Source organism: Cutibacterium sp. LaCa_255, from assembly GCF_057458005.1.
Genome location: NZ_CP190956.1, coordinates 1,480,919 through 1,492,969, shown reverse-complemented (window position 1 = coordinate 1,492,969; position 12,051 = coordinate 1,480,919). Strand labels below are relative to the sequence as shown.

At 63.3% G+C, this 12,051-nt stretch carries 9 protein-coding genes, 1 tRNA gene and 1 pseudogene; 9 read left to right on the top strand and 2 right to left on the bottom strand.

Features of this window, described 5'->3' with window-relative positions; all coding sequences use genetic code 11:
• Positions 1-147 precede the first annotated feature (147 nt).
• Together ACP8ML_RS06740 and ACP8ML_RS06735 are read right to left on the bottom strand one after the other, a co-directional pair.
• On the bottom strand, positions 148-1,377 hold the full coding sequence (locus tag ACP8ML_RS06740) for a glycosyltransferase family 87 protein (RefSeq protein WP_065672879.1): 1,230 nt from the start codon (positions 1,375-1,377) through the stop codon (positions 148-150).
• Positions 1,378-1,528: 151 nt separating this feature from the next.
• A tRNA-Arg gene (locus tag ACP8ML_RS06735) sits at positions 1,529-1,600 on the bottom strand.
• 122 nt (positions 1,601-1,722) lie between these two features.
• Between ACP8ML_RS06735 and lysA the strand changes: the two genes are divergently transcribed.
• From lysA to ACP8ML_RS06690, 9 genes and pseudogenes are all read left to right on the top strand, one after another.
• Positions 1,723-3,159 (top strand): diaminopimelate decarboxylase, encoded by a 1,437-nt coding sequence (gene lysA / locus ACP8ML_RS06730; RefSeq protein ID WP_117189146.1) that lies wholly within the window; start codon positions 1,723-1,725, stop codon positions 3,157-3,159.
• 70 nt (positions 3,160-3,229) lie between these two features.
• Positions 3,230-4,555: a homoserine dehydrogenase gene (locus ACP8ML_RS06725; RefSeq protein ID WP_065672816.1), complete on the top strand. Its 1,326-nt coding sequence runs from the start codon at positions 3,230-3,232 to the stop codon at positions 4,553-4,555.
• Positions 4,552-5,628 (top strand): threonine synthase, encoded by a 1,077-nt coding sequence (thrC, locus tag ACP8ML_RS06720; protein WP_117189144.1) that lies wholly within the window; start codon positions 4,552-4,554, stop codon positions 5,626-5,628. Before ACP8ML_RS06725 ends, thrC begins: the two co-directional genes overlap by 4 nt.
• Positions 5,629-5,638: 10 nt before the next feature.
• Positions 5,639-6,529, top strand: a complete 891-nt coding sequence (thrB, locus tag ACP8ML_RS06715; RefSeq protein WP_117189142.1) for a homoserine kinase — start codon at positions 5,639-5,641, stop codon at positions 6,527-6,529.
• Positions 6,530-6,829: 300 nt separating this feature from the next.
• Positions 6,830-8,731, top strand: coding sequence for a transcription termination factor Rho (gene rho, locus ACP8ML_RS06710; protein ID WP_117189140.1), 1,902 nt, complete (start codon positions 6,830-6,832; stop codon positions 8,729-8,731).
• 114 nt (positions 8,732-8,845) lie between these two features.
• Positions 8,846-9,055 carry a 50S ribosomal protein L31 gene (gene rpmE / locus ACP8ML_RS06705; RefSeq protein ID WP_004811173.1) on the top strand — a complete coding sequence of 70 codons (210 nt, stop codon included), beginning with the start codon at positions 8,846-8,848 and terminating at the stop codon, positions 9,053-9,055.
• Positions 9,056-9,158: 103 nt separating this feature from the next.
• On the top strand, positions 9,159-10,247 hold the full coding sequence (gene prfA / locus ACP8ML_RS06700; protein ID WP_065672813.1) for a peptide chain release factor 1: 1,089 nt from the start codon (positions 9,159-9,161) through the stop codon (positions 10,245-10,247).
• Positions 10,244-11,110, top strand: a complete 867-nt coding sequence (gene prmC / locus ACP8ML_RS06695; RefSeq protein ID WP_117189138.1) for a peptide chain release factor N(5)-glutamine methyltransferase — start codon at positions 10,244-10,246, stop codon at positions 11,108-11,110. The genes prfA and prmC overlap by 4 nt, the downstream gene beginning before the upstream one ends.
• A 1-nt stretch (position 11,111) precedes the next feature.
• Positions 11,112-11,895, top strand: a pseudogene (locus tag ACP8ML_RS06690) (L-threonylcarbamoyladenylate synthase); the annotation flags it as partial.
• Positions 11,896-12,051 lie beyond the last annotated feature (156 nt).

Genomic DNA, 12,051 nt, shown 5'->3' with positions numbered 1-12,051 from the left:
AACCTCTGGAAAGGCCCTCCGAGCTGCGCTGCTCTGTCTGTGTCCATGGACCCAGACGTGATGATCGTAGCCGGATTGACCAGGCCATCCCAACAATTTGGGCACATCGAGGAACACTCATTCCCGATCACCAAAATGTGATATTGGTCACCGCTCGTCCAGCGTAGCGTGGACTGGTTTCGTCGGGGCCGATGTCGGCTGGGCGGGACGGTGCATGCGAAGGCTCGCGAAGAACGCAACAACACAAGCTACGAAGGTCACGATGGTCATGATGTTGCGGCTGACCAGGAGGTTCGTGCTGATGCGACTGGGAGGCAAGCCGATGATGCCAGCGTAATTCAGTGGGTACACCTGCTGCGTCAAGAAAGCCGTGATGAGAAGGAACATTGCGGCGGTCCAGCACCATGTCTGGGCCCAGGACAGGGTGTTCGGATCGGGAGGGTTCTCAGAGGTGTTCTCACCAGAGACTCGATCGAGAACCATGGCGGCTGGCGCGGCCCACCACACGAAGTACTGGGGGGACAACGTCTTGTTGGCGATGATGAGAGCGCCGATGATGACGAGATCAGCCAGCACTGCGCTGCGGTGGTCAAGACCGTTGCGTCGCCACGAGAGAAGGGCCACCCCGATCGCCAGTGCCACAGTGAGGGCCATGAGGATGGTCGAGAGTGATTGCCACGTAGACGCACCCGGGCCAAAGATCTCGAAGGCGTTGTACTTCGACATCTCGACCTTGTAACCACCGTCGGGATTCTTGAAGTGTTGGTACACGGGGACGGTGGCGGGTACGGATTCGACTTGAAGTCCCCGGCCCGACTGCCACGTCAATGGGGACACGAGGCGGCCCCATCCACCGTCCAGCAACGAGGCCAGTGCGAGTGCGACACCAGTCGCGCCGAATGCGATCAGGCGTCGGATGGCCGCCTTGTGCCGGGAAATCATGGGAAGGATGAGAAGGGCCGGCCACAACTTCACCGCGGCACCCAAGGCGATCATGACGCCACACGCGGCCGGGTGACGGCGGTACCAGAGAGCTGCCAACCCCATGCAAACGGCGGGCACCATGTCGAAGCGATTCCACATGATGGGTCCGAGGAATGGCACCAGGACAATCCACCACAGAGCGCCGGCTCGGTGGCCGTGGATCCACATGGCGACAGCAAGCAGTGCGTCAAGCAGCAGCATCGTCGTGGCGAATGCCGGTATGAAGTAGGAGTCACCGGCAGACCAGTGCAAGGCACGCAGGAACCACACGACAGGAAGCGGGTATTCCGGAAGAACCACTGGATCGGGCTGTCCGCCCTGCATCCACCACAGGTAGTACTGCACATCCCCGGTGATGTAGTTCGACGAGGGTTTGATGAAGACATGGAGCATAGTCATGCGTCCGGCGACCCACAGCATGATGACACCGGCCCCGGAAAACAGGGCGGCTCGTGATCTCTGACGAGGGGATTCGGTGGCAAGGGCTCGCACGATGTGAAACCCTACCCGGTCAGAGCTGGTGTCTCGCTGCGTCACTGGTGGGCGCTCCCGGAGGGATTCGAACCCTCGCTCCCGCCTCCGGAGGGCGGTGCTCTATCCCCTGAGCTACGGGAGCCGATGGGTCCGTGGACCCCGACCGTCCGTCGACTTTAGCGCATTGGTGGGATGATACGCCATTCATGGCGACGAACGTGGACACCCGCTGGCCCTGTCGTCACCCTCTGGCAAGGTGGAACCATGACGCACATGCACGTTGCCGGCTCGGTCCATGCCGATGTCGCGGCTGCCGGCCCTCAGTGGCTGACCTTGCCCGATGACGTCAATGCCCTGGATCCTGCGCTCTGGTCCGGGTCAGCGGGACGTGGACATGACGGAATTGTCGACGTCGCAGGCGTCTCCGTGACAGACCTCCTGGCCGAGTATGGTTCCCCTCTCTACGTCCTCGACGAGGCTGACTTCCGCCAGCGCGCCCGGACCTTCCGCGACGCTTTCGCAGGCTGGGACGTCTATTACGCAGGCAAGGCCTTCTTGACGCGCACCGTCGCCTCCTGGATCGACGAGGAGGGCCTCTGCCTGGACACCTGCACCGGTGGAGAGCTCATCACGGCGCTCCAGGGCGGAATGGATCCTGCACGCATTGGCCTGCATGGGAACAACAAGTCCATTGACGAGCTCAAGCTGGCTCTCAGCACCGGGGTCGGGCGGATCATCGTCGACTCGCTGGACGAGATCACCCGTATCGAGAAGCTGTGTCGAGAGAACGGCTGGCACGCCCGAGTCATGGTGCGTGTCACTGCGGGCGTCGAGGCTCACACCCACGAGTACATCGCCACCGCACATGAGGACCAGAAGTTCGGTTTCTCGATCACCAATGGTGCGGCCATGGTGGCCATGGTGAGGTGCCACACCAGTGACGTCATTGACCTGCAGGGCATTCATTCCCACATCGGCTCCCAGATCTTCGACACCGCGGGTTTCGAGGTGGCGGCTCGTCGCACCATGAAACTGCTTGAACAGTTCCGGCAGGCCACCGGCACTGCCCTGCCGGAACTCGACCTCGGTGGCGGATTCGGCATCGCCTACACCAACCAGGACTCTCCGGCCACCGCTGAGAGCCTGGCTGCTTCCCTGCGGGAGATCGTCACCCTTGAGGCCCGGGGTAGGGGAATGGAGGTTCCCCACATCTCCCTGGAGCCTGGTCGTGCGATCGTCGGGCCGACGACGATGGCCCTGTACACCGTCGGCACCGTCAAGCCAGTGGACCTGGACACCGGCGCCCAACGGATCTACGTGTCGGTTGACGGCGGCATGAGCGACAACATTCGTCCCGCTCTTTATGCTGCGGAATACTCTGCCGTCATCGCCAACCGTGCCTCGACCGTCACCCCGGTGCTGTGCCGCATCGTCGGAAAGCACTGTGAGGCCGGCGACATCTTGGTCCGCGACGTGTACCTCCCCGGTGACGTGTCGCCGGGGGACGTCATCGCAGTTCCTGGTGCCGGCGCCTATTCAAGGTCCATGGCATCGAACTACAACCACGTGCCGCGACCAGCCGTCGTCCGCGTCGGCATCGGAGACCACCCGGACACATCGGTATTGCTGCGACGGGAGAGCATCGATGACCTGCTGTCCCTGGATCCGGGCCCGGTCAAGTCCGAGGTGCAGTGGCCGTGATGGATCACAGAAGCACACGGCCCATGGCCCTTGACCAACCATCAGCTGACAACAACGAGATGAGGACGAGATGACGAACACCACCGGTCCCGCGTCAGCCCAGCCGATCCGCGTGGCCCTCCTGGGGTGCGGGGTCGTGGGCTCCCAGGTGGCCCGCATGATTGAGTCCCGCAGTGACGACGTCGCGGCTCGGGTGGGCCGTCGTGTCGAGCTCGCTGACATTGCTGTCGCCCATCCTGATCGCCCCCGTCAGGGCCTTGACTCGCGGCTGTTCACGGATGACCCGACAGCGCTGGTCAACCGTGACGACATTGACATCGTCATCGAGCTCATTGGTGGCATCGACCCCGCACGTCAGCTCCTGACGGCTGCCCTGGAGAAGGGACATTCCGTCGTCACTGCCAACAAGGCTCTGCTGGCTGCCCATGGCACGGAACTGCACGCGGTCGCCGAGGACCATGGCGTCGACCTCTACTACGAGGCCGCAGTGGCCGGAGCCATCCCGATCGTCAGGCCGCTGCGCGAGTCGCTTGTCGGTGACCAGATCACCCGAGTGATGGGAATCGTGAATGGCACGACGAACTACATCCTTGACCAGATGACGACCACGGGAGCAGGTTTCGACGACGCCCTGGCCCAGGCGCAGGCCAAGGGATATGCCGAGGCCGATCCGACGGCCGACGTCGAGGGATATGACGCCGCCGCCAAGGCGGCCCTGCTGTCCACCTTGGCGTTCCACACGCGCATGCGCGGCGACCAGGTGTACCGGGAGGGCATCACTGCCATCACCCGGGAGGACATTGCCGCCGCTCGGGACATGGACTGCGTCATCAAGTTGCTTGCCGTCTGCCAGGCCGGTCCTGACGGCATCTCTGCTCGCGTTCATCCGGCTCTGGTTCCTGCCGCCCACCCGCTGGGCGGAGTCTCTGGCGCCTTCAACGCTGTCTTCGTGGAAGCTCGCGAGGCTGGGCAGCTGATGTTCCTCGGCCCAGGTGCGGGTGGCTCCCCGACGGCTTCTGCTGTGATGGGTGATCTGGTGACGGTGGCTCGTAACCTGGTTCGAGGAGTTGCCGGTCCGCCTCAGGACGTCTACGGCGAGTTCCCGATTCTGCCCATCGCCGAGGTTCACACCAGGTTCCACCTGCGCCTGCAGGTACGCGACGAGCCTGGGGTCCTCGCCGAGGTCGCGAAGATCTTCGCGAGCCATGGCGTCTCCTTGCAGACCGTGCAGCAGTCGGCGGTGGAGGGCAATGACCGCGTCGATGGCTGGTCCGCGACCCTCAAGATTCTCACCCACGAGGCCCGAGAGTGCGACGTGAAGGAATGCGTCGACGAACTCACCGGACACCATTACGTCAACTCTGATCCCCGCGTCATCCGAGTGGAGGGAATGTGATCATGACCCAGCAGAAGCGTCCCTTCGGCGTCATCGAGAACTACCGAGACCGTCTCCCGATGGACGGTATCGACGAGATCGTCACCCTGGGGGAGGGCTCCACGCCGTTGGTGCCGGTGCCGCGTCTGGGTGCCGAGCTCGACTCCTCGGTGTGGATCAAGGTCGAGGGTTCCAACCCGACCGGTTCCTTCAAGGACCGGGGCATGACGATGGCCATGACGAAGGCGCTTGCTGATGGTTCCAAAGCAGTCGTGTGTGCCTCCACGGGCAACACCTCGGCCTCGGCGTCGGCCTACGCGACCCGGGCTGGCATGACCCCAGTCGTGCTTCTTCCCCAGGGAAAGATCGCAGCTGGCAAGCTTGCCCAGGCCGTCGTCCATGGCGGTCGCATCATTCAGGTCCTCGGGAATTTCGACGATTGTCTTCGCATCGCTCGCGAGCTGGCCGAGAACTTCCCGGTGTCCCTGGTGAACTCGGTCAACCCGTACCGCATCGAGGGGCAGAAGACGGCTGCCTTCGAGATCGTCGATGTCCTCGGCGATGCCCCTGACATCCACGCCCTGCCCGTCGGTAACGCAGGAAACATCACCGCGTATTGGAAGGGCTACCGCGAGTACGCCGCTGACGGCCCGGCCCGCCACGCCCCGAGGATGTTTGGTTTCCAGGCCTCTGGGGCCGCTCCGCTGGTACTCGGGCACGACGTCGACGATCCCGAGACGGTGGCCACGGCCATTCGTATTGGTCGTCCGGCATCCGGCGATCTCGCCCTGACCGCCCGCGATGAGTCGAACGGCCTCATCGAGGCCGTCACCGATGAGCAGATCCTCGACGCGCAGGCTTTCCTGGCAGCTCGCGAGGGTATTTTTGTGGAGCCGGCCTCGGCAGCTGGTGTGGCCGGTCTTCTCAAGCTGAAGTCCGAGAGCCGTCTGGAGCCCGGTCAGCGCATCGTCATCACTGTGACGGGCAATGGCCTCAAGGACATTGACACTGCTCTGAGCCGCACCACCTTGTCGACCGAGGCCGTCGAGGCGTCGACCGACAAGGTCGCAGCTTTGTTGGATTTCCACTCCTGAGAGGTTGACGATGCCTGACAGCGTGCGGGTACGTGTTCCTGCCACCTCGGCCAATCTGGGCCCTGCCTATGACTGCATGGGTCTGGCGTTGGACCTGTGGGACGAGGTTGGAGTCGAAGTCCTTGATCACCCCGGGGTGCAGATTGATGTGGCGGGGGAGGGGGCCGACACTGTCCCGCATGATGAATCTCACCTTGTCGTCGCAACGTTGCGACAGGGGTTGGTGGAACTGGGTTACCCCCGCCCGGATGCTGGGTTGCACCTGACCGCTTTCAATGCCATTCCGCAGAGCCGTGGCCTCGGCTCCTCAGCCGCGGCAATCGTGTCCGGATTGGCCTTGGCTTGGGGACTGGCGCGTCCGGGAGTGCCGTTGGACCGCACCGAGCTACTGACGATGGCGGCTGCCATCGAGGGACATCCGGACAACGCTGCCCCGGCCATCCTCGGTGGGGCCCAGCTGGCCTGGTTGAGTGGGGGAGTCGTCAACCACATCGGGCTGGCCGTCAACCCGTCAATCATCTTCCGTGTCTTCGTTCCTGATCGCCATGTGCCTACCGCGCTGGCACGCCAGGTCCTTCCTGGGCAGGTTGACCGTGCCGACGCCGTGCATCAAGTTCTGGCTGCTTCTCTCCTGGTCACGGCCCTGACGACCTCGCCAGAGCATTTGTTGGCCGCCACTCAGGACTGGCTGCATCAGCCTTACCGTCGCACTCTCATGCCGGAGTCAGCTGCGCTCATGGACGCTTTGCGCGACCGTGGTGTTGCTACCGTCATTTCCGGCGCCGGACCCACCGTCCTGGCACTGGGGACCCGTGATCAGTTCGAGGGAGGATGGGACGTCGACACCACTGGTTTCGTCGTCCACGATCTTGTTCTCGGTGAAGGCGTTCATTTCCTCTGACGCCTTGTGTGAATGCGATCCGCTTCGTGCGTTATAGTGGTGAGGCAAGCGTGCTTGATGCGCGCAATTCCCCACTGGCGACCGAATCGTGACCCCTGTGCCACAGTCCCGTTCGTGGGGACCATGTCATCGGCGTTCGAGGGCCTCGAACGCCACACCATGGCCGAGAGTCTCTCTCAGCAGATCATCTCGGATCCCCGTGGTGTCAGCCGCCCGACCCATTGTCGATTCCGACGGCAGGCCCGATGAAATCTCGCCCGCCGGAAGTTGCACCGGCCGGGGCAGTTCGAAGGGACTTACGTGACTCAAACCTCACAGCCGGGTGGATCCTCGGATCTGTCCGCGAAGTTACTGCCCGAGCTTCGATCCATCGCCATCCAGATGGGTATCAAGGGTGCTCGCAGTATGCGCAAGGCTGACCTCGTGGCCGCCATCTCTGAGGGGGGATACCCAGGAACTGGGAAATCCGGCCCTCGTCGTGATGGTGGTCAAGCGCCCCACACTTCCGGTGAGGGTGATGATGCCCGTCCGCAGCGCACTCGTCGTCGCCGCGACAAGGGCTCGGCTGATCCCGAGTCGCGCTCCTCTGAGGGCGAAAGGACTCCGTCGGTCGGTGACCTTCTCGATGCCGCAGAAGTGCAGAAGCGTGCCGACAAGGTGCCGGCGCAGGAAGACGGGGGTCAGCGTGGGGAGGACGGCACCAACGACCGTCCGCACCGTGACGATAGCGACCGTGGCGGTAGAGGAGACTCGCCGCGTCGTCGGGCTCGCAACACCTCCCGGGAGAATTCCAACAGCAATTCCGGCGACAATGTCAACGACGAGGTTGGTGCCCGGTTGGAGGCACTGTCCCGCGGGAAGAATGGCGAGCGTCCCCAACTGAATCGCAGCAGCCAGCGTGACCGCAACAGCAATGACTCGAACCATGATTCTGACGACGATTACGGCCGCTCCTCGGAATATGGCAATGGTGGTCGCCGCTCACGCCGCCGCCGTCAGCGCGATCGACAGAATCGTCGCAAGCGTTCCAACGAGCGTTACTCCGATTCCGAGCCGAATCTCCGCGAGGATGACGTCCTCGTGCCTTGCTCCGGCATTCTCGACATTCGTGACCAGTACGCTTTCGTGCGCACCTCGGGATACCTGCCTGGCTCGAACGATGCCTATGTCTCGATGGCCATGGTCCGTCGCCATGGGCTGCGCAAGGGCGACGTCATTGTCGGTCAAATGCGTGCACACCGCGAGGGGGAGCGGCGTGAGAAGTTCGCACCCCTGGTCAAGATCGAGCAGGTCAACGGCGCGGATCCTGAGCAGATGAAGCAGCGTCCCGAGTTCTCCAAGCTCACCCCGCTGTACCCGCAGGAACGTCTGCGCCTCGAGGATGATCCCAAGAACATGACCGGCCGCATCATCGACCTGGTCAGCCCGATCGGCAAGGGACAGCGTGGCCTCATCGTCTCGCCTCCGAAGGCTGGCAAGACGATGATCATGCAGTCGATCGCGAACTCGATCACCAAGAACAATCCTGAGGTTCACCTCATGGTGGTGCTGGTCGACGAGCGTCCCGAGGAGGTCACCGACTTCCAGCGCACCGTCAGTGGTGAGGTCATCGCGTCGACCTTTGACCGTCCTGCCGACGACCACACCCAGTTGTCCGAGTTGGCCATTGAGCGGGCCAAGCGTCTGGTGGAGCTCGGCCACGACGTCGTCATCCTGCTGGACGGAATCACCCGTCTGGGACGTGCGTACAACCTGGCTGCCCCTGCTTCGGGGCGAATCCTCTCCGGCGGTGTCGACTCCGCGGCTCTCTACCCGCCCAAGAAGTTCTTCGGTGCCGCCCGAAACATTGAGCACGGCGGCTCCCTGACGATTCTCGCCACCGCGCTCGTCGAGACCGGATCCAAGATGGATGAAGTCATCTTCGAGGAGTTCAAGGGCACCGGCAACATGGAGTTGCGTCTGCGCCGTGAGTTCGCCAACAAGAGGCTCTTCCCGGCCATCGACGTCGACGCATCGGGTACCCGTCGCGAGGAACTGCTGCTCTCGCGCGAGGAGACCGCGATCATGTGGAAGCTGCGACGCGTTCTCTCCGGCCTGGAAGATTCCCAGGCCCTCGAGATGATGCTCTCGAGGCTGCGCAAGACTCAGACCAACGTCGAGTTCCTCTACACGATCTCCAAGACGACTCCCAGCCAGGACTGACGTCGTCAGGTGGACCGGTGCCGGCCGTTCGGTGTATCGTCGAACGCCGGTTCCGGTTCACGTCCGCATGATCAGTCGGGCGACCCGGGGCACGTTTGATTAAGGAGATCACGTATGAAGCAGGGAATTCATCCCGAATACCACGAGACGACCGTGGTATGCACCTGTGGGAACACCTTCACCACCCACAGCACCTCGAAGTCCGGCACCCTTAATGCCGATGTCTGCTCGAAGTGCCACCCGTTCTACACCGGTAAGCAGAAGATCCTCGACACCGGCGGCCGCGTCGCCCGGTTCGAGCGCCGCTACGGTAAGAAGAACTGACGTCGTCCATCAATGACGTATCACCATGACGCCGGGCTGATGCTCGGCGTCATGGTCTTTTCAGGGGGCTCGTGTGGTCCCGACACGGTTGGCCAGGAGGGTCATGAGCGAATCGACGCAGCAAGCGGTTGACGAGGTTCGTCGTCATCTGCGGGAGATCGAGATCCAGCTCGCCGACCCACGGGTGCTGTCCGATCCGGTTGCGATGCGACGATTGGGCAAACGCCATTCGCGCCTGCGCCACGTCGTGTCGGTGGCCGACCGCGTCGACCAACTGGCAGCAGACATCCAGGCTGCAGAGGACCTCGCTGACGAGGATCCCGCCTTCGCGCAGGAGGCCGACGCGCTACGAAACCAGCTCAAGACTGTCAACGGTGAACTGACCGAGCTGCTGGCTCCCTCGGATCCCCTTGACCAGGAGGACGCCCTGGTCGAGATCCATTCCGGCGAGGGTGGCGAGGAGTCCGCCCTGTTCGCCGGCGACCTGCTACGGATGTACATCCGCTATGCCGAGAGGGTTGGCTGGTCGATTCGTGAACTCACCAGCGAGCTGACCGATCTCGGTGGTTATCGCTCCGTCGTCGTTGCCGTCGAGGGGGTTCCGTCACGCCCGGCTTACGGTTATCTCAAGCACGAGGGCGGTGTTCACCGGGTTCAGCGGGTACCGGTGACGGAATCCGCTGGACGTATTCACACCTCGGCGGTCGGTGTCCTCGTCATGCCTGACGTCGACGAGACCGAGGTGGACATTGATCCTGCCGACGTCCGCGTCGACGTGTACCGTTCGTCAGGCCCCGGGGGCCAGGGGGTCAACACCACCGATTCCGCAGTTCGGCTCACCCACCTTCCGACCGGCATCGTTGCCAGCTGTCAGAATGAACGCAGCCAGTTGCAGAACAAGGCCGAGGCCATGCGGATGCTGCGCGCCAAGGTTGCCGCACTGGCTGCCCAGCAAGCTGCCGACGAGAACGATCGGATGCGTCGGGACCAGATCCGTACCGTCGACCGCTCGGCGCGGGTGCGTACCTACAACTTTCCGGAGAATCGGCTCACCGATCACCGCATCGGCTACAAGTCCCGCAAACTTGACCAGGTCCTCGCGGGTGATCTCGGCGAGGTCCTCGACGCCCTCCACGCAGACGAGGTGAGCCGACGGATGGCTGATCGTCGTGATGGGCAGGAAGCATCATGACGGATCCCAGCCCCTCACTTCTCCTGGCACGAGCCACCCGGCAGCTGACCAGCGGAGGTATCGAGACCCCAGCTGCTGACGCACGGATGCTGCTGTGCGAGGCCCTCGACGTCCAACCGGCCAAACTCATCTTCGTGTCGAGTGTGAGCCCTCATGATGAGGATCGGTTCAACGAGATGGTGGAGCGACGTCGATCCGGGGAACCGACTCAGTACATCGTCGGGCATGCCTGGTTCCGCGGTCTGCGCCTGGACGTGGGCCCAGGAGTCTTCATTCCTCGGCTGGAAACCGAATTGGTGGCCGAATGCGCCGTCGACGAGGCACGGCGTCTCGTCATGGCGGGATCTGCTCCGAGCGTCATTGATCTGTGTGCGGGCACCGGCGCCATCGCGCTCGCGATCGCCAGCGAGGTACAAGGAGCTCGTGTCAGCGCGGTCGAGCTCGACGAGGCTGCCTTGGTGTGGACTCATCGGAACCTTGCCGATACCGGGGTGGAGGTTCTTGCCGGGGATGCCCTCGAGGCCCCTGATGATGGGCGTCGCTTCGATGTCGTCGTCACCAACCCGCCGTATCTGCGACGTGTCGATGCCCCAGTCATGCCTACTGACGTCACGGACCACGAACCCGACCTCGCGCTGTTCTCCGGGGATGACGGGTTGGACCTTCCGCGTCGTCTCATCGACCGCGCCGCACAGCTACTCGTGCCGGGGGGTCTGTTCGTGATGGAGCACGACGACACTCAGCGCGAGGCCGTGACCGGGTGCATGGCAATGACGGCACAGTGGGACGAGATCAAGGACCATGATGATCTCGCAGGTAGGCCGAGGTTCGTCACGGCTCGACGACGGTGCAAGGATGTATGATATGGATGAGACTGACCAGATGACGGTCGAGGACAATGAGCTGACGGAAGACACTGACGTTGAGTCGACCGACACCGACGGTCAGTCCGAGCCCATCGAGGCCGTGGCTGAGACCGAGGACACCGGGATCGCCCCGCTCATACTCGACGTCGCGAATCCGGCGACCTACGAAGAGGCTCTGGAACAGGCAGCTGACGCCATCGCCGACGGCGAGTGCATCGTCTTGCCGACCGACACCGTTTATGGGATCGGCGCTGATGCTCTTGACTCCTTGGCCGTTCAACGTCTTCTCAACGCCAAGGAACGCGGTCGCGACATGCCGCCGCCAGTCCTCGTCAGTGATTCGGTCGCCTTGCCTGCTTTGTGCCAGCACATTCCGGTCGCAGCGGAGGCTCTCGCGGAGAAGTACTGGCCAGGTGGTCTGACTCTCATCCTGCGTGCTCAGGAGTCGCTCGGGATGGATCTGGGGGAGACCAACGGTACCCTCGCCGTGCGCGTTCCCGACCAGGATCAGACCCGTGAGTTGTTGCGTATGACGGGCCCGATGGCGGTCTCGAGTGCGAACAAGTCTGGACATCCGGCCGCGCTGACGGCTCAGGAGGCCGCCAATCAGCTCGGCGTCACGGTTGCGGTGTATCTGGATGCCGGCCCGAGTCGGGTGGGAGAGGCCTCCACCATCATCGACTTCGTGTCGACCACTGACGGCAAGGTCGTTCGCCAGGGAGCGTTGTCCTTGGAAGCCATCCATGAGGTGGCTCCCGATGTCGTCGGGATGGAGGGGCCCGAGGATGAGGCCGCTGAGGAGGACGTCCGCAAGGCCGAAACAATTCCGTCGGACGAGCCCAGTCCAGAGGGCGCGGCCGAATCTCCGACCTCCACGACCGATGACGTCGTACCTGCCGAGGAGACCGAACAGATCGCTCAGAGCGCGACTGCTGCGG